Source organism: Kangsaoukella pontilimi (assembly GCF_009830125.1).
Classification (GTDB): Bacteria; Pseudomonadota; Alphaproteobacteria; order Rhodobacterales; family Rhodobacteraceae; genus Kangsaoukella; species Kangsaoukella pontilimi.
Window position 1 is genome coordinate 1,589,845 of the sequence record NZ_WUPT01000001.1, and the last position, 15,640, is coordinate 1,605,484.

Here is a 15,640-nt window from a genome sequence, read left to right on the forward strand (position 1 = left end):
TTCAGGGGCCGGGGGCGGAGCCCCCTAATCCGCCCGTTCCCGCAGCGCCCGGCGCATGATCTTTCCCGTGGCCGTCATCGGCAGGCTTTCGACCACGACCACCCTGCGCGGCGCCACGTGTGGGCTGACGCGCTCGCGCACGCGGGCCACCAGCCGCTCCTCCAGCCCGTCCCGAGCGGCCCCGGCCCGGAGCACCACGAAGGCCGCCACGATCTCGGTCCGGACCGGATCGGGCAGGCCCACGGCGGCGGCCATCACCACGTCGGGGTCGCCCGTGAGGCAATTCTCGATCTCGGTCGGCCCGATCCGGTAGCCCGCGCTGGTGATGACGTCATCGTCGCGCGAGACATAGGTGAGATACCCGTCCTCGTCCGCCTGCCCGAGGTCCCCCGTCCTCAGCCAGTCGCCCGTGAACTTGGCCGCCGTCTTTTCAGGCTGGTTCCAATAGCCGAGGAACATGACGGGATCGGGCCGCCGGACGGCGATTTCGCCAACGGTGCCGGGCGGAACCTCCCTCCCCTCGGCATCGAGGATCGCCACATGGTGCCCCGGCACCGCCTGCCCCATCGTGCCGGGGCGCAATACGCCCAGCCCGGCGCATGACGACACCACGAGGTTGCACTCGGTCTGGCCGTAAAGCTCGTTGATCGGCGCGCCGAGCTTGTCCTGACCCCAGTCCAGCAGGTCGACCGAAAGGCTTTCGCCGCCGGAACCGATCGCCCGGATCTTCAGCCCGCCCGGCACATCCGTCTGCCGCATCAGCTTCAGCGCAGTGGGCGGCAGGAAGAGCGTCGAGACGCACTCGTCCCGGATCAGCCGGAAGGCCGCGTCGGGGTCGAATTTGCGCATCCGGTGCGAGACAAGCGGCCGCCCGAAATAGAGCGTCGGCATGGCGAGGTCCATCAGCCCCCCGATCCACGCCCAGTCGGCGGGCGTCCAAGAGACGTCGCCGTCTGCCGGGAAGCGTTCGAGATGCATCTCGACCGACGGCAGATGCCCGATCAGGAAGCGATGCGCGTGAAGCGCGCCCTTTGGGTCGCCCGTGGTGCCCGAGGTATAGATCAGCATCGCCGGATCGTCGGCCAGCGTCGGCTCGGGCGCCGGGAGCGGCGCCGCCTCGGCCAGAATATCGTCGAGCCGCGGAATGCCCCTGCCCCGGTGGCCCACATTCACCACCGTCTCGAGCGTGTCGAGCCCGGCGGCGACGCCCAAGAGCTTGTCGAGATTGGCGTCGTCCGTCACGGCCACTTTCGCCCCGCTGTCGGACAGCCGGAACGCGAGCGCATCCTCGCCGAAAAGCGTAAAGAGCGGCAGCACCACCGCGCCCAGCTTCATCGCGGCGAAATGGGCCACCATGACCTCGGGCGACTGGCTGAGCAGCACCGCAACCCGGTCGCCCTTGACCACGCCCCATGCCCTGAACGCGCTCGCCAGCCGGTCGGAGGCGTCTTTCAGCTCCGCATACGTCCAGACGCGGCGGAGGCCGTCGCCGCCGATATCGATGATCGCGGGCGCGTCGGGCGTGACCCGCGCCCAGTCATCGGCGCAGGCGGCGGCGATGTTGAACTGCTGGGGGATGTTCCAGCGGAAGCCCGCGCGGACCGACGGCCAGTCGCCGGGGCCGAGCGTCCGGCGGTCAGAACGCATAGACCTGAACGGTGGGCAGATCGGTGAGCGGCACCTCAAGCAGGCGAAGCGCGGCCAGCGACAGCCGGCTGCCTGCCGCACCCGGGATCAGGTCCACCTCGACGCTTTTCCCGCCCGACAGCGCCACGCGCCCCCGGCCGGCCTCGCTCACGAGCGGCGTCTCGATCCAGAAGCCCGGCCGCGTCGGGTCGCCCAGAGAGGCAACGACCGAGCCCAGAAGACGGCCATCCGCCGAAACCGTCGCGGCGGCCGCGCGGTCCTCGGCACTTGTGGTGTCGAAATCCTCGACCGTACGCGCATTCGCGGGCGGCGGCGGGGGCGCATTCGTCGGCGTCTCGGCGACCGTCTCGCCGGTCGGCGGCGCGGCCGCCTGTTCGAGGACGGCGCAGCCCGCGAGGCTGACGACAATGGCGGGGATAAAAAGAAAACGAGTCATGCCCGAAACCTAGGGGCCGCGAGGGGCTTCGGCAATCGCCGCTTCCTCTTGCAGGCGGCAGACAGCGCACATATCGTCTGCAGGATATGTCGACACCGCCGCTCATAGACCCGTTCGCCCGCGCCATCACGTACCTGCGCGTCTCGGTCACCGACCGTTGCGATTTCCGCTGTGTCTATTGCATGGCCGAGAACATGACCTTCCTTCCCAAGAAGGAGCTTCTGACGCTGGAAGAGCTGGACCGGATGTGTTCGGCCTTTGTGCGGATGGGGGTCGAGAAGCTCAGGATCACCGGCGGCGAACCGCTGGTCCGGCGGGACATCATGACGTTTTTCCGCTCGATGACCCGGCATCTGGAGTCTGGCGCGCTCAAGGAACTGACGGTCACCACGAACGGTTCGCAACTTGCGCGCTTTGCGGACGATCTTTTCGACGCCGGTGTGCGCCGGATCAACGTATCGCTCGACACGCTGGACGAGGACAAGTTCGCCCGCGTCACCCGGTGGGGTCGCCTGCCCCAGGTTCTGAAGGGGATCGACGCGGCGCAAAAGGCGGGTCTTCGCGTCAAGATCAACGTGGTGGCCTTGAAGGGCTTCAACGAGGACGAGCTGTTCCGTCTGACCGAATGGTGCGCCGAGCGCGACATGGACCTGACCTTCATCGAGGTCATGCCTATGGGAGATCTCGGCGGCGAGGATCGGGTGGGCCAGTACTGGTCGCTGAAGGACCTGCGCGGCCAGTTGCGCGAGCGCTATACGCTGACCGATCTCGACTACCGGACCGGTGGCCCGGCGCGCTATGTTCGGCTGGAAGAAACAGGGCAGCAGGTAGGCTTCATCACGCCGCTCACTCATAACTTCTGCGAAAGCTGCAACCGGGTGCGGCTGACTTGCACGGGCGAATTGTACATGTGCCTCGGTCAGGAGGACATGGCCGACCTTCGGGCGCCGCTTCGGGCGTCCGAGTCGGACGCACCGCTTGAAGACGCGATCCGCGCGGCAATCGGCCGGAAACCCAAGGGCCACGACTTCGACTATTCCCGCCAGCGCGCCGACGGTCAGGTCAGCCGCCACATGAGCCATACTGGCGGGTGAGCGCCGGTCCGGCGTAGCCGGTGAAAGGTCCAGTGGACCTTTCAAGGCGCGAACGGGCGGAGCCCAGGCAGGGCGCGCCCGGAAATCGGTCCGGTGAGCCGATTTCTGAGCCGAACGGGCCGAGCCCTGGGCAGGCCGAACATCTGCCTCGAGCCATCGGCTGACGACCTTTTTGCGCCGGCTTCGCCGTCGCGGTGGGCCGCTTCGCGGCGATTTCCGCCTCCGGCGGGAGTATTTCCGAACAGAAGAAGCAGATCGCTCCGGCGCTATTTGTAGAGCGCGGCGTAGCGCGGAGCGAAGAATTTCACGAAATCCTTCACCTCGGGCCGCCGCCAGGCATCCGGCGAGACCAGCAGGAGGTGTTCGGCGTCGAGTTCCGGCGGAGGCTCGAAGCACTGGACGAAATCAGCCTCATGTTCCGCCAGCCTGACATTCATGATGCCGATCCCGCGTCCCGACCGGATGGCGGCGGTCATCAGGTCGATCTCCGAACATGTCATGATGATCTGCTGGGGGGAGACGCGGGCGCGCAGGTAGGTGTCGAAATAGGCGGGGACGTCGTTGCGCCTGAAGGAAATGAACCGGTGTCCGGCAAGGTCGGTCTCGGACGAGGGCAGCCCATTTTCGTCTCCGTAGGACCGGGAGGCGAAGAGCGCGAAGCGGGCAGTGCTGATCTTGCGTTGAATGAGTTCGGGCTCGGGCGGTTGCCGGGTGAGGCGCAGTGCGATATCCGCCTCGCCTGCCAACAGATCGAGCCGCGACGTGCTCGGCAGAAATTCGAAATCCACCTCCGGGTGACGCTGCGAGTAGTCGCTGAAGATCGCACTTGCCCGGCTTGAGAAATTGGCGCTGAACGCGGTCACACGGATTGGACGTGGCCGGGCCAGATCGGTGGCGCGCTCGGAAAAAGTGCAGGATGCCCGCTCGATGGCTTCTGCCGCTTGGGTCAGCTCCTGCGCTGCCGGTGTCGGGCGAAAACCGCGCGTATCGCGGTCGAAGAGCGTCAGCCCCAGCGCGTGTTCGAGCGCGTCGATCCGGCGCGCCACGGTGGGCTGCGCCATCCCCAGTTTGCGCGAGGCGGCAAGGGTCGAGCCTTCGCGGAGTACCGCGAGGAAGACCCGAACATCCGACCAATTCGCGAATTGGCTCTTCATTTTTGTAGAACAGCACAACGCCGCGCCGGATACCAGCCTTGAGTGCGCTTCGCTAGCTTTGAGCAAGACAGCACATCAGGAGGCCCAAATGGCGATGATCGACGCAGGAATGGCACGACGCGAAACCGATATTCCGGGGATGATCGGCCGGTTCTTCAAATGGCTCGCACCCGAGGTGCCGTCCACTCCGGAAACAGCAGAAGAGTGCCGCGCGCGGCGGGCCCTTCTGACCGACATGCTGGACCGGAACGGCGACGCCTTTCAGAGCGAGGCCGACATCCAGTGCATGATGAGCGTCTATCCCGGCCGGTTCTGAGGCGCCCGCCCCGTCAGAGTTTCCCCGCCAGGTGGAGGTCGAGCTGGTCGAGCCGGTCCTGACCCCAGAAGCGCGCCCCGTCATCGGTGATGAAGAACGGCGCGCCGAAGACGCCGGCGGCGACCGCGTCCTCCATGTTCTGCTCATAAGCCTGCGCACCGGCCAGAAGGCCGCTGTCGGCCAGTGACGGGTCGAAGCCCGACGCCTCGAGACAGGATTTGATCACGGAGTCATCTGCCACGTCCTTCTCGCCCGCCCAGCAGGCCTCGGTGATCCGGGCCACCAGATCGCCCACATCGCCGCCGCCTGCCGATTGCGCCGCAATGATCGCATAGGATGCAGGCGCAGGGTTCGTGGGAAAATGCGCAGGCTTGACGTTGACCGGCATGTCCAGCACCCGGCCCGTCCGCTCGATCTCGATCAGGCGGTATTCCTGACGGCTGGGGTGCCGCTGACCGGGGGGCAAACCACCGGTCCGGCCGAAGAGGCCCATGATGTCGAGCGGCTTGTAGGTGATCGTGGCGCCATGCTTTGCAGCGATCTCGCCGGGGCGGCGCCCGGCAAAGTAGCAATTGGGCGAGATCGTTGCGAGATAATAGTCGATATGCGCCATTTCTGATATGTCCCGGGGCTTTGTGCGTTTGCGAGACCCTATGCCCGTGCTAAGCGGTGTCAACGTCACGATTCTGTCATCAGACCTCGAAGCCAAGGACAGCGCGCCGCCATGCCCAACGTCGACGAGCCCAAGATCATCGCCGGAAACTCCAATCAGCGTCTGGCGAAGGCCGTCACCCGGCGCCTGTCCATGCATCGCGGCATGAATGTCGGGCTGGTCGATGCGCGGGTCGAGCGGTTCAACGACGCGGAGATCTTCGTCGAGGTTTTCGAGAACGTGCGTGGCGAGGACATGTTCATCCTGCAATCCACGTCGAACCCGGCCAATGACAACCTGATGGAGCTTCTGATCATGTCCGATGCGCTCCGCCGGTCGTCGGCGCAGCGGATCACCGCCGTGATCCCCTATTTCGGCTATGCCCGTCAGGACCGCCGCACCAAGGCGCGCACCCCCATCACCGCCAAGCTGGTCGCCAACATGATGGTGAGCGCAGGCATCGAGCGGGTGCTGACCATGGACCTGCACGCCGCGCAGATTCAGGGCTTTTTCGACATCCCCGTCGACAACCTCTATGCCGCGCCGGTCTTTGCACTGGAGATCAAGCACGCGTTCCGGGGCCGTCTGGACGGTGTAACGGTTGTTTCCCCCGACGTGGGCGGCGTGGCGCGGGCGCGCGAACTGGCGACCCGGATCGGCGCGCCGCTGTCAATCGTGGACAAGCGCCGCGAGAAGGCAGGCGAAGTGGCCGAGATGACCGTCATCGGTGACGTGAAGGACCGTATCTGCGTGATCGTGGACGACATCGTGGACACCGCCGGGACGCTCTGCAAGGCGGCGGAAGTCCTGATGGAAGCCGGCGCGAAAGAGGTCCACGCCTATATTACCCACGGTGTTCTGTCCGGCCCGGCCGTTGAACGGGTCAGCAAATCGGTGATGAAGAGCCTCGTCATCACCGACTCGATCCAGGCGACGCCCCAGGTCGAGAAGGCCAAGAACATCCGCATCGTGCCCATGGCACCGATGTTCGCGCAGGCCATTCTGAACATCTGGCATGGCACCAGCGTGTCGAGCCTGTTCCAGCCCGAGACGCTGGAGCCGATCTATGACGGGATGTACTCGCCGGCCTGACGCCGAGCAGACGTCTGAGCGGAACATAGGCGCCGTCGTGTGCGTCCGGCATAGGTGCTAGCCGAAAAGCATCTCGCGGTACGACCTGTACTCTTCCTGATGCGCAGCGAGGCCGAGTTCGGTCACCGCATCCTGAACACCCAGCCTCAGCGCAGGCAGACGGTCTTCGTCATCCGTCATCACGGCGACCTCGACAAAGGCACCAAGGCCATCGACATGGTCCAGCGTCACGTGGAAATCGCCATGGAAATAGATGTCCCGCCGCTTGGTGATCCTTCTTTTCTCCTGAAAGCCGAGTGAGGAAAGCATCGCGAGCGCCTTGTCGAAATCCGGGAGGTCCATCGCGACGCAGGCGTCTTTCGCCGGGCCTTTCGAGATCCACAGAACCCGGCCCGAAGGCTGCATGGCCCTGAGCGTGTGGAACTGATGGTTTCGTTCCAATCGTCCATCGGACAGGTCCAGAAATATGTCAGTCTCCGTGTTTCCAAGCGTGAAAGGCACCGCGCCGAATTCCTGAAGCCTTTGTCGCACGGGCGCGGTCTCGGGCACCCTGAACTTGCGCTCGACCTCGTAACGGCCGCGAAAGTGGTCGCCCGGAGCACTCAACATCCCTTTGGATTCAAGGTCTTCCGTCCGTTCAAACATATTCTGACCTATCCCTCGCTGGTCTGGCCTTTCACAGCCGGTCCCGCGACCTTGATAGGTGGCACCCCCTCGCGGGGCCAGAGGCAATCCCGAGGGCGACGCGCGCCCGCCGATTTGGACGAGGAGCCGCTGCGCGGCGGGTAGCGGTTGCCGGGCGCGCGGCAACGGACGATAGTGCGGTTCATGTCCCCGACCTACGATACCATCGGCAAGGGCTATGCCACGAAACGCCGCCCCGACCCCAGGATCGGCGCCATCATCGACGGTGCGCTCGGCTCGGCGCGCAGGGTCGTGAACGTGGGCGCGGGCACGGGATCGTACGAGCCTGCCGACAGGGAAGTCACCGCTGTCGAACCCTCCGCAGAGATGATCGGCCAGCGGCCACCTGGCGCGGCTCCTGCAATTCGCGGCTATGCCGAGAACCTGCCTTTCGAGGACGACGCCTTCGACGCCGCCATGTCGGTTCTGTCGCTCCATCACTGGACGGACAAGGCGCGGGGCTGTGCGGAAATGAGGCGGGTCGCGACGGGCCCGGTCGTCCTGCTGACGTTCGACCCCGCATTCCGCGAGGCGTGGCTGATCGACTATTTCCCCGAATTCGCTGAACAGGACGACCGCCGTTTCCCCCCAATGGAAGCCTATGAGGAATGGCTGGGGCCGGTCGAGACCGAGGCCGTTCCCATCCCGCATGATTGCGTGGACGGGTTTCTCTACGCCTATTGGCGGCGACCGGAGGTCTATCTGGAGGCAAAGGCGCGCGCGGCAATGTCCTCGTTCTGGGCGCTCGAGGACGCGTCGCCGGGTCTTGCGAGGCTCGCGGATGATCTGGACAGCGGCGCATGGCACGCACGAAACGGCGCGCTGCTTGACCGCGAGACCTGCGACCTCGGCTATCGGCTGGTCAGGACTGTCTGAGCGGTTCTTGTCCGCTCGCCCACGGCCCTGCCCGTCAGACCAGTCCGCGCATCATTACCGCGACGATCGACAGCATGATGACCACCACCGCAACGATCGCCACAAGGTAATCGCCCGGATAGGCGTCTTCGGATCCGCGAATGAACGCGAGCAGTCGTTTCGGCATAACCAGCCCCCCACAATTAACAACCCGGTGATATTTTGGCGGCGCTGCCGACAAAAGGCGAGTGCCGTGTGGGAAACAAAGTGTTGCCGGTCAGGATGTTGCCGCACGTGCGCAAAAGTGCGGCTTGTGCTTCACCCCGCCCGCGTCGCCTCTCCCGTGGCCGCGCGGGCCTTGATCAGGGAGAGGATAGTTTCGTGTCGAGCAGCAGACAGGCCATGCTCTTCCGCGATCCTGATGACCGCGCCGTTGAGGAAATCGACTTCGGTTGTCCGGCCGGCCTGCAGGTCCTGCAGCATGGATGAACGGTGTTTGATCCCGCGCGGGAAAACGATCTTGTCCAGCGTCGTATCGACATAGTCCTGCCCGCTGGCGGCGGGCCGGTAGTCGAATGCGGCTGCGAAGGCGGCCAGCGCCTCGTCCGCGAGACCGACGATCAGGGCGCGGCTGTCGGGGTTTTCCAGAAGCTCGCCATAGGTCTGTCCGGTCAGCGCCCCCGTCGGGTTCATGCAACAGTTGAACAACAGCTTGAAGGCGATGGTTTCGCGGATCGCCGGGTCATGCCTCATCGGGATGAACCCGGCTCCAGCCACGTCGATCATCCGGTCGAGCAGTCCTGTAGCGTCCCCCAGAAGGGCCCCGCAGTTGATCGGGCTGGCCTGCGCCGTGACCTCGACCTCGCCCGGAGCACCGCGGACCATGCCGATCATCATGGCGGTCGAATAGACCGGGGCACCCGGCCCTACCGTCTGGCGGGCAATCTCGGCCGAGCCCATACCGTTCTGCAACAGAAGAAGCGGCGGGCACGTCCCGGCGGCGGCGAAGGGTTTCAAGGCCGTCTCGACATCCTGGGCCTTGGTGGTCAGTGCCAGCATATCCGCGCCCAGCACATCGTCGGTGGGACGGGCCGCGTCGCAGAGCGCAATCGTTCCGGCCGGGATGGTGTGATCGCCCAGAAGACCGGTCACCGTGATCGGCTTGCCCCTGAGGGTCGGAATTGATGCGTCCCGCACCAGAAGGGTCACCCGCGCACCCGCCACGGCGAAATGCGCGGCAAGGCAAAGGCCCACCGAACCGCCGCCGAAAACCGCAACGTGATAGTCATCCCCGCTCATGGCTTCGCCCCCCGTCCGCTGTCCCATCGCCAGTAGGCACCGCATAAGGCCGCCGGGCAAGGGCGAAGTCCCGCGCCGCTTATCCCTTGGGCGGGATCGAATAGGTCATCGAGGCGCGGGCCACGGTGGCGTCTGACCCGTCCGACCGCATCAGAACATCCCCCACCGCCAGGGCGCGGCCCAGTTTCAAAAGCCGCACTTCGGCCAGAATATCCTGTCCCGGCAAGGGTTTCCTCATGAAGTCGATGCTGGCATTGGTGGTCACGGCCAGCGCCTTGGGCCCAATCATCGCCAGAAGCGCGGCATAGACACCCAGATCGGCAAGCGCGAAGAGTGTCGGCCCCGAGACGGTGCCCCCCGGCCTCAGATGCGCGTCGGAGGGCGACCAGCGGACCACAGCCTCCATGGGGCCCACGGCGTCGATGCCGAATTCCGGTCCCACCTGCGGGAAATCCCGCGCGAAGAAGTCGCGCAACTCGGCCAATGTCATTTTCGGTTCCATGAACTATGCTTTACCCCAGCGGCCGGAAAGGACAATCCCATGTTGGCCCCCATCGCAGCCCTGACCGACGACACCCGCAAACAGGATGCGCTTGCCCTGGATGCTCTCTTCCGCGAGGTGACCGGATTTCAGCCCAGGCTCTGGGGCGAGAAAATCGGCTACGGGAAATATCACTACCGTTATGACAGCGGGCGCGAGGGCGACTGGCTGGCCACCGGGTTCGGCATCGGCAAGCGCGAATTCTCGATCTATATCCTGCCGGGATACACCGAGTTTCCGTCCCTCGCCGCACGGCTCGGCCCGCACAGGCGCGGCAAAAGCTGCTGGTACGTCAAACGGATGGACGAGATCGACACCGAGGCTCTGGCCGATCTGATCCGCTCCGGTCTGGACGATCTGGCAAAGACATGGCCCGTCGAGCCGACCTGACGCGTCACACGCCGTAGAGTGCCGCGAACTTGTCTTCGAGATAATCCAGAAGAGGCCCCTCGTCCGGTGTCCGGCCGGTTGCATCCGCGATGATCTGCGCAGGCTCCTTTGCCGCGCCGTGGACATGGACCCGCTCGCGAAGCCAAAGGACCGCGGGCATCGGATCACCCTTGGCCAGATGATCGTCGAGGTCGGGAATATCCGCCCGGATCGCCGCATGGAGGCAGCCCGCATAGACATTGCCAAGCGTATAGGTCGGGAAATAGCCGAACAACGCCTCGGACCAGTGGACGTCCTGAAGGCAACCGTTCGACGGTTTGTCGACCGCGACGCCGAAATCCCACTCGAAACGGGTATCCCACGCCTCGGGCAAGTCGGCGGGTGCAAGACGGCCCGCGATCAGGTCACGCTCGATGTCGAAGCGCATCAGGACGTGCAGGTTGTAATTCACCTCGTCCGCCTCGGTCCGGATATAGCCCTGACGGACGGCGTTCATCGCGCCGTAGAAGCCATGCGCATCGGTCCCGATGTCACCGAACTCCGCCTCCATTCGCCCATGCAGCCAGCCGGTAAAGGCGCGGCTCCGGCCCAGCTGGTTCTCAAAGATGCGGCTCTGGCTCTCGTGGACGCCCATGGACGCGCCCCGCCCGAGCGGCGTCAGGAGAAGCGCACGGGCAACCCCCTGCTCGTAGGTGGCGTGGCCGACCTCGTGGATGGTCGAGTAAAAGCAATTGGCGGGGTTATGCGCTTCGGTCCGCGTGGTGATGCGCACATCGAGACCCGAACCGGACGAGAACGGATGGACCGCCTTGTCGATCCGCCCGTGGTTCGTGTCATAGCCAAAGGCGCGCGCCAGATCGGTCGAGATCGCCAGTTGCCCGGCCTCGTCGAAGTCGCGACCGAGCGACGGGATCGCACGATCGGCCCCAAGCACCCGGTCACGAAGTGCGGTCAGGCGCGGGCGGAGTGCGCCGAACATCGCATCCAGATCCGCCGCCGTCGTGCCCGGCTCGTAGTCTTCGAGAAGCGCGTCATAGGCGTCGCCCCCATCCGCCAGTGCCGCGCCCTTCTCGCGCGAGAGGTCCACGACCTCTTCGAGCTTGGGCAGGAAGAGCGCGAAATCCTCGGTCGCCCGCGCGTCGGCCCAGACCCGGTGGGCGAGCGACGTGGTGCGGGCGAGCGCACTCGCAAGCTCTTCGGGAACGCGTGCCGTTCGTTCGAATTCGCGCGCAACCTCGGCAAGCTGGCGTGCGCCGAGCTCATCCGGGGCTTCGGCCCCGGCCAGCCACTCACCGATGCGGGGATCGGTCCGGCGGCGGTGCAACACACCCGCCAGCGCCGCCATCTCCTCGGCGCGCTGTTCGGCGGCGCCCTCGGGCATCATAGTCTCCTGGTCCCAGCCGAGACGGCCCATGACCTGGCTCAGCGCCTCGGTCTCGCGCTGGAAGCGCATCAGCGCGTCGAAGGCGCCGCTCATCCGCGCACCGACTGATTGACGGGGTATTGCGCAAGAAACCGCGCCCGCAGGATCAGGACGTACAGCACGACCGCGCCGAACTGGTGCAGGATCGCAAGCAGAAGCGGCGCCGAGTAGAGCACCGTCATGATCCCGATCAGAACCTGCAGGACCATCATCGCCATCATCGCGTTGAAGGCGAAGCGGGTCCGCGCATTGGCCGATTTGCGGGCACGAAGCCAGACGACGATGCCGAAGGCAAAGAGCAGGTACCCCGCCATCCGGTGGATGAATTGAACAAGGCCCGCGTTCTCGAAGAAATTCCGCCAGACCGGTTCCAGATCGAAGGCCGTCGGAGGGAAGATTTGCCCGCCCATGAGCGGCCATTCGTTATAGGTCCGGCCCGCGTCGATACCGGCCACGAGTGCGCCGATGAGGATTTGCAGAAAGGCGAAATGGGTCAGCCCCGTGCCCATCGAGAAGAGCTTGGCATCGCGGCTCCGGCGCGCCTGCAAGAGGTCGGCCTCGGTTCGTCCCAGAAGGAAGACGAACCACGCGATCAGCCCAAGGATCACGAAGGCCAGCCCGAGATGCGTGGCAAGCCGGTAGGACGCCACGTCCAGCATTGTGCCGGTTAGGCCCGAAGACACCATCCACCAGCCGATGGCCCCCTGCAGGCCGCCCAGACCACCCAAAAGCAGCAGGCGCCCGGTCCAGCCTGTGGGAATGCGCTTGGTCAGCAGGAAGAAGAGGAAACCGATGCCCCAGACCAGTCCGATGACGCGGCCAAGCTGCCGGTGGCCCCATTCCCACCAGTAAATGTATTTGAACTCTTCCAGCGACATGCCCCGGTTCTGAAGCTGGTACTCGGGGATTTGCCGGTAGAGGTCGAATTCGGCCTGCCAGTCGGCCTCGCTGAGGGGCGGGATCGCCCCGGTGACTGGCGCCCATTCGGTGATGGAAAGGCCCGAGTCTGTCAGCCGGGTCAGGCCGCCCACAGCGATCATCACAACGACCAGCGCGAACAGCACCATCAGCCAGAGACGGATCGCACGCCGCGCGCCCCGCCGCGCCGCGTTGTCGATGACGCCGCCCGCCGGTTTGGCGGCGGGTTTCGCCTTTGCGTCGACCTCTTCGAAGATGCTGCGCTTCTCGCTCATCGGTTCATTCCCTGTCGCTTGCGCGAAACCTATGTCTCGGGCGAGACGCCGTCCAGTCAGTCGCCCCGCTCTTTCCAGCGGACCATCTGACGCAGGATGCCATGGAGCACCTGTATGTCGGCGCGGGTCAGCGGCATCCGGCTCCAGAGATTGCGGAGCGTGCGTTTCATGCCCTCCGCCTTGGTCTCGGGAAAGAAGAAACCGGCCTCGGTGAGGCGGTCCTCATAGTGCTCAGCCAGCTTCTCGACCTCGATCTGGCTGGCCCACTCGGTGCCGGCCATCTCGGTGGTCACCGCTTCGGTCTCCTCGGTCGCACGGCGCCATTCATAGGCCGTGAGGAGGACGCATTGGGCAAGGTTGAGTGACGGAAACTCGGGGTTCACCGGAACCGAGATGATGGCGTTCGCCCGCGCGATGTCGTCATTCTCCAACCCGGCACGCTCGGGCCCGAACATGACCGCCACCCGCTCGCCCCGCGCGATGCGGGCAGCGGCGTCCTGCATGGCGGCCTCGGGCGTGAAGACGGGCTTTGTCAGGTCGCGCTGACGTGCGGTGGTGGCATAGACATACTGCGCCTCGCCGATGGCCTCGGCGGTGGTTGCGGCCAGCCGCGCCTCGTCCAGAAGCCGTCCGGCCCCGCTCGCCATGGCGACGGCGCGGGCATTGGGCCAGCCGTCCCGGGGTGCCGCGACGCACATCCGGTCGAGGCCGAAATTCCACATGGCGCGCGCGGCGGCGCCGATATTCTCGCCCATCTGCGGACGAATGAGGACGAATGCGGGTTGGTCTGTCATAATGGCGGGGATTAAGGACGACGGACGGCAAGCGCAAGAGAGGGTGTCATGGCATATGATGAAGGACTGGCGGAGCTTTTGCGCGGCGATCTGGCAGAGTTCGGAACGATCGAGGAAAGGCGGATGTTCGGCGGTCTCTGCTTCATGAAGGACGGGCACATGCTCTGCGGCGTCCACAAGGGTGGCGGCATGTTCCGGGTGGGCAAATCCCGCCATTCCCAGGCGCTGAAGATCGACGGGACGTCGCCCATGGCTTTCACCGGCCGCCCGATGGGCGGTCTGGTGGACGTCACGGACGAGGCCCTCGCGGATGACGCGCGCCGCTCCGCTCTCATGGCGCTGGCGCTGGCCAACGTGGCCGACCTGCCGCCCAGGGTCTGACCGGACAGAGGGGGCTCTGCCCCCCGCCGCGCTGCCGCGCGCCTCCCCCCGGGATATTTCCGAACAGGCGAAAACAATTTGACTCAAATTTTCGCTTCTTCTGTTGAGAAATACTCCGGGGAGCGCGAGGGGCTGGCCCCTCGCCTCCTGCCGGGTGCATTCAAGCGGGCTTTCGCCGCTCCGCGTTTCTGCCTATGAGGGGCAAAGACTTCGAAGGACCCCAAGCCAGTGGCCGAGACCGAGACTCCGCAAATCTATCTTCTGACACCGCCCGAAATCGAGCTGTCGAGCTTCCCTGCCGAGCTGGCGCGGGTGATGGACGCCCATGAGGTGGCCTGCCTTCGCATCGCGCTTGCCACGCGGGACGAGGACCGGCTGGCGCGGGCGGCGGATGCGCTGCGAGAGGTCGCCCATGCGCGCGACGTGGCCGTTGTCATCGACACCCATGTGGCACTGGCCGAGCGTCTGGGGCTGGACGGGGTGCATCTGACCGATGGCGCCCGGTCGGTCCGGAAGACGCGCACCGCGCTCGGCGCGGACGCCATCGTCGGGGCCTATTGCGCCTCCTCCCGTCACGACGGCATGACGGCGGGCGAAGCAGGCGCCGACTATGTCGCCTTCGGACCGGTCGGCGCCACAGCGCTCGGCGACGGAAGCCGGGCCGGGGATGACCTTTTTGCGTGGTGGTCCGAGATGATCGAGGTGCCGGTGGTGGCCGAAGGCGCTCTCGATGCGGACGCCATCGCGCGGCTTGCGCCGATCACCGATTTCTTCGCCATAGGAGAGGAAATTTGGTCCACCGACGATCCCGCTGAGGCTCTCGGACGTCTGATCGCGGCGATGGGCTGAGGCGCGCTCAGCTCTTTCCGACCGCCAGAGGATGGGCCTCGCGTACTGCGATTTCGCAATGACGGGCAAGAGCTTTCCGGTCCTTGAAGGCGTTCACACGGACAGGTTTGTGCCACCAGACCTCGACCCGGCCCTGCGGCCATGCGGCGAGTGTCTTTGCGAGATGCGAGGCAAAGCTCATGTCCCCCCACCAGCCATAGAAGCGCTCTTCGGCACCTCGAGGCGCATGATAGACGACGGTGACAGGCTGCACCCAGAGCACATCGCGGAGCGCGTCGCTGAAGAAGGCCGCGAAAAGCGTCGGCTTGAACGGCAACACGCGCAGCCCGTCGGTAGAGGTGCCTTCGGGAAAGAACAGGAGCTTATGGCCAGCCGTCAGCCGCTCTTCGAAAATCTGCTTCTGGGCCGCCGCTTCGCGCGCGTCCCGCCGGATGAAGACCGTGCCCGTTGCCCTCGCCAGCCAGCCGATCCCCGGCCATGAGGCGACCTCGGCCTTGGCGACAAAATAAACCCGTTTCTCGGCATTCAGCGTGAAGATATCCAGCCAGGAGGAATGGTTCGCCACAACCGCGCCGGGTTCCGTCATGCGTTCGCCGTGGCTCTCGTAGCGTATCCCGAGGATGCGGAAGGCGTTCCGGCAGACGAACTGGGTGATATGCGGCGTCCAGGGGCGCTGGACTCCGTGAAGCGGACGCTCGGCCAGACGCAGGAGCAGAAGGATCAGCAGGCAGCCGAAGACCAGAACGGCCAGAACCAGACCGCGCAGGACAGCGCGCAGATAGCCCAAAGCCGTCAGCTCGAGCGGCGGGACGTCATCCTCGCCCATCCATGTCGGATCGC

The 15,640-nt window shown here is 65.5% G+C and carries 19 protein-coding genes; 7 read left to right on the plus strand and 12 right to left on the minus strand.

The features are described from left to right. Window positions 1–24: 24 nt before the first annotated feature. The gene (locus GQ651_RS08025) at window positions 25–1,647 is read right to left on the minus strand and encodes an AMP-binding protein (protein ID WP_160763652.1); all 1,623 of its coding nucleotides are present in this window, start codon (window positions 1,645–1,647) and stop codon (window positions 25–27) included. Continuing rightward, window positions 1,637–2,083, minus strand: a complete 447-nt coding sequence (locus GQ651_RS08030; protein WP_160763653.1) for a hypothetical protein — start codon at window positions 2,081–2,083, stop codon at window positions 1,637–1,639. Before GQ651_RS08030 ends, GQ651_RS08025 begins: the two co-directional genes overlap by 11 nt. Before the next feature lie 86 nt (window positions 2,084–2,169). Between GQ651_RS08030 and moaA the strand changes: the two genes are divergently transcribed. Then, on the plus strand, window positions 2,170–3,177 hold the full coding sequence (moaA, locus tag GQ651_RS08035) for a GTP 3',8-cyclase MoaA (protein ID WP_160763654.1): 1,008 nt from the start codon (window positions 2,170–2,172) through the stop codon (window positions 3,175–3,177). Between the two features lie 266 nt (window positions 3,178–3,443). Here the strand turns inward: moaA and GQ651_RS08040 are convergent, their stop codons facing one another. Next, entirely contained in the window at window positions 3,444–4,331 is an 888-nt protein-coding gene (locus GQ651_RS08040; RefSeq protein ID WP_160763655.1) for a LysR family transcriptional regulator, read from the minus strand. Between the two features lie 88 nt (window positions 4,332–4,419). Here GQ651_RS08040 and GQ651_RS08045 point away from each other — a divergent pair, with 88 nt between their 5' ends. Continuing rightward, window positions 4,420–4,647 carry a hypothetical protein gene (locus GQ651_RS08045; protein WP_160763656.1) on the plus strand — a complete coding sequence of 76 codons (228 nt, stop codon included), beginning with the start codon at window positions 4,420–4,422 and terminating at the stop codon, window positions 4,645–4,647. A gap of 13 nt (window positions 4,648–4,660) precedes the next feature. Here the strand turns inward: GQ651_RS08045 and GQ651_RS08050 are convergent, their stop codons facing one another. Further along, entirely contained in the window at window positions 4,661–5,260 is a 600-nt protein-coding gene (locus GQ651_RS08050; protein ID WP_160763657.1) for a 2-hydroxychromene-2-carboxylate isomerase, read from the minus strand. A gap of 111 nt (window positions 5,261–5,371) precedes the next feature. On the opposite strand from GQ651_RS08050, the gene GQ651_RS08055 reads away from it, so the two are divergent. Beyond that, window positions 5,372–6,391, plus strand: a complete 1,020-nt coding sequence (locus GQ651_RS08055) for a ribose-phosphate pyrophosphokinase (RefSeq protein WP_160763658.1) — start codon at window positions 5,372–5,374, stop codon at window positions 6,389–6,391. Between the two features lie 57 nt (window positions 6,392–6,448). On the opposite strand, the gene GQ651_RS08060 is transcribed toward GQ651_RS08055, so the two are convergent. Further along, window positions 6,449–7,000, minus strand: a complete 552-nt coding sequence (locus GQ651_RS08060; RefSeq protein WP_227257994.1) for a class IV adenylate cyclase — start codon at window positions 6,998–7,000, stop codon at window positions 6,449–6,451. A gap of 219 nt (window positions 7,001–7,219) precedes the next feature. Between GQ651_RS08060 and GQ651_RS08065 the strand changes: the two genes are divergently transcribed. Further along, window positions 7,220–7,951 (plus strand): methyltransferase domain-containing protein, encoded by a 732-nt coding sequence (locus GQ651_RS08065; RefSeq protein ID WP_160763660.1) that lies wholly within the window; start codon window positions 7,220–7,222, stop codon window positions 7,949–7,951. Between the two features lie 34 nt (window positions 7,952–7,985). On the opposite strand, the gene GQ651_RS18895 is transcribed toward GQ651_RS08065, so the two are convergent. The 3 genes from GQ651_RS18895 to GQ651_RS08075 all read right to left on the minus strand — a co-directional run bounded on the left by GQ651_RS18895 (window position 7,986) and on the right by GQ651_RS08075 (window position 9,731). Then, the gene (locus GQ651_RS18895; protein WP_264464686.1) at window positions 7,986–8,117 is read right to left on the minus strand and encodes a hypothetical protein; all 132 of its coding nucleotides are present in this window, start codon (window positions 8,115–8,117) and stop codon (window positions 7,986–7,988) included. 131 nt (window positions 8,118–8,248) lie between these two features. Beyond that, a complete protein-coding gene (locus tag GQ651_RS08070) occupies window positions 8,249–9,229 on the minus strand; it encodes a ketopantoate reductase family protein (protein ID WP_160763661.1) in 981 nt (326 codons plus the stop codon). Window positions 9,230–9,308: 79 nt separating this feature from the next. Continuing rightward, window positions 9,309–9,731, minus strand: coding sequence for a PaaI family thioesterase (locus GQ651_RS08075; protein WP_160763662.1), 423 nt, complete (start codon window positions 9,729–9,731; stop codon window positions 9,309–9,311). Between the two features lie 39 nt (window positions 9,732–9,770). Here GQ651_RS08075 and GQ651_RS08080 point away from each other — a divergent pair, with 39 nt between their 5' ends. Next, window positions 9,771–10,160 (plus strand): DUF1801 domain-containing protein, encoded by a 390-nt coding sequence (locus GQ651_RS08080; protein WP_160763663.1) that lies wholly within the window; start codon window positions 9,771–9,773, stop codon window positions 10,158–10,160. A gap of 4 nt (window positions 10,161–10,164) precedes the next feature. Here GQ651_RS08080 and GQ651_RS08085 read toward each other — a convergent pair whose 3' ends face one another. Genes GQ651_RS08085 through GQ651_RS08095 form a run of 3 tightly spaced genes read right to left on the minus strand, consistent with a single transcriptional unit; the run spans window position 10,165 to window position 13,570 of the window. Then, window positions 10,165–11,637 (minus strand): carboxypeptidase M32, encoded by a 1,473-nt coding sequence (locus tag GQ651_RS08085; protein WP_160763664.1) that lies wholly within the window; start codon window positions 11,635–11,637, stop codon window positions 10,165–10,167. Then, window positions 11,634–12,776, minus strand: coding sequence for a heme A synthase (gene ctaA, locus GQ651_RS08090; protein ID WP_160763665.1), 1,143 nt, complete (start codon window positions 12,774–12,776; stop codon window positions 11,634–11,636). Before ctaA ends, GQ651_RS08085 begins: the two co-directional genes overlap by 4 nt. A 56-nt stretch (window positions 12,777–12,832) precedes the next feature. Then, on the minus strand, window positions 12,833–13,570 hold the full coding sequence (locus GQ651_RS08095; protein WP_160763666.1) for an RNA methyltransferase: 738 nt from the start codon (window positions 13,568–13,570) through the stop codon (window positions 12,833–12,835). 48 nt (window positions 13,571–13,618) lie between these two features. On the opposite strand from GQ651_RS08095, the gene GQ651_RS08100 reads away from it, so the two are divergent. Both GQ651_RS08100 and GQ651_RS08105 read left to right on the plus strand, forming a co-directional pair. Next, the gene (locus GQ651_RS08100) at window positions 13,619–13,951 is read left to right on the plus strand and encodes a TfoX/Sxy family protein (protein WP_160763667.1); all 333 of its coding nucleotides are present in this window, start codon (window positions 13,619–13,621) and stop codon (window positions 13,949–13,951) included. A 228-nt stretch (window positions 13,952–14,179) separates the two neighbouring features. Then, complete coding sequence (locus GQ651_RS08105) at window positions 14,180–14,800, plus strand: thiamine phosphate synthase (protein WP_160763668.1); 621 nt, start codon at window positions 14,180–14,182, stop codon at window positions 14,798–14,800. A gap of 7 nt (window positions 14,801–14,807) precedes the next feature. Here the strand turns inward: GQ651_RS08105 and GQ651_RS08110 are convergent, their stop codons facing one another. Then, complete coding sequence (locus GQ651_RS08110; RefSeq protein ID WP_160763983.1) at window positions 14,808–15,626, minus strand: lysophospholipid acyltransferase family protein; 819 nt, start codon at window positions 15,624–15,626, stop codon at window positions 14,808–14,810. Window positions 15,627–15,640 lie beyond the last annotated feature (14 nt).

Excerpts from the sequence above, each read along its gene's own strand:
- GQ651_RS08095 (WP_160763666.1), bottom strand. The coding sequence starts at position 13,570 with ATGACAGACCAACCCGCATTCGTCCTCATTCGTCCGCAGATGGGCGAG.
- GQ651_RS08030 (WP_160763653.1), bottom strand. The coding sequence starts at position 2,083 with ATGACTCGTTTTCTTTTTATCCCCGCCATTGTCGTCAGCCTCGCGGGC.
- GQ651_RS08080 (WP_160763663.1), top strand. The coding sequence starts at position 9,771 with ATGTTGGCCCCCATCGCAGCCCTGACCGACGACACCCGCAAACAGGAT.
- GQ651_RS08050 (WP_160763657.1), bottom strand. The coding sequence starts at position 5,260 with ATGGCGCATATCGACTATTATCTCGCAACGATCTCGCCCAATTGCTAC.
- GQ651_RS08100 (WP_160763667.1), top strand. The coding sequence starts at position 13,619 with ATGGCATATGATGAAGGACTGGCGGAGCTTTTGCGCGGCGATCTGGCA.
- GQ651_RS08060 (WP_227257994.1), bottom strand. The coding sequence starts at position 7,000 with ATGTTGAGTGCTCCGGGCGACCACTTTCGCGGCCGTTACGAGGTCGAG.
- GQ651_RS08110 (WP_160763983.1), bottom strand. The coding sequence starts at position 15,626 with ATGGGCGAGGATGACGTCCCGCCGCTCGAGCTGACGGCTTTGGGCTAT.
- GQ651_RS08075 (WP_160763662.1), bottom strand. The coding sequence starts at position 9,731 with ATGGAACCGAAAATGACATTGGCCGAGTTGCGCGACTTCTTCGCGCGG.
- GQ651_RS18895 (WP_264464686.1), bottom strand. The coding sequence starts at position 8,117 with ATGCCGAAACGACTGCTCGCGTTCATTCGCGGATCCGAAGACGCCTAT.
- GQ651_RS08025 (WP_160763652.1), bottom strand. The coding sequence starts at position 1,647 with ATGCGTTCTGACCGCCGGACGCTCGGCCCCGGCGACTGGCCGTCGGTC.
- GQ651_RS08040 (WP_160763655.1), bottom strand. The coding sequence starts at position 4,331 with ATGAAGAGCCAATTCGCGAATTGGTCGGATGTTCGGGTCTTCCTCGCG.
- moaA (WP_160763654.1), top strand. The coding sequence starts at position 2,170 with ATGTCGACACCGCCGCTCATAGACCCGTTCGCCCGCGCCATCACGTAC.
- GQ651_RS08055 (WP_160763658.1), top strand. The coding sequence starts at position 5,372 with ATGCCCAACGTCGACGAGCCCAAGATCATCGCCGGAAACTCCAATCAG.
- GQ651_RS08085 (WP_160763664.1), bottom strand. The coding sequence starts at position 11,637 with ATGAGCGGCGCCTTCGACGCGCTGATGCGCTTCCAGCGCGAGACCGAG.
- GQ651_RS08065 (WP_160763660.1), top strand. The coding sequence starts at position 7,220 with ATGTCCCCGACCTACGATACCATCGGCAAGGGCTATGCCACGAAACGC.
- GQ651_RS08070 (WP_160763661.1), bottom strand. The coding sequence starts at position 9,229 with ATGAGCGGGGATGACTATCACGTTGCGGTTTTCGGCGGCGGTTCGGTG.
- GQ651_RS08045 (WP_160763656.1), top strand. The coding sequence starts at position 4,420 with ATGGCGATGATCGACGCAGGAATGGCACGACGCGAAACCGATATTCCG.
- ctaA (WP_160763665.1), bottom strand. The coding sequence starts at position 12,776 with ATGAGCGAGAAGCGCAGCATCTTCGAAGAGGTCGACGCAAAGGCGAAA.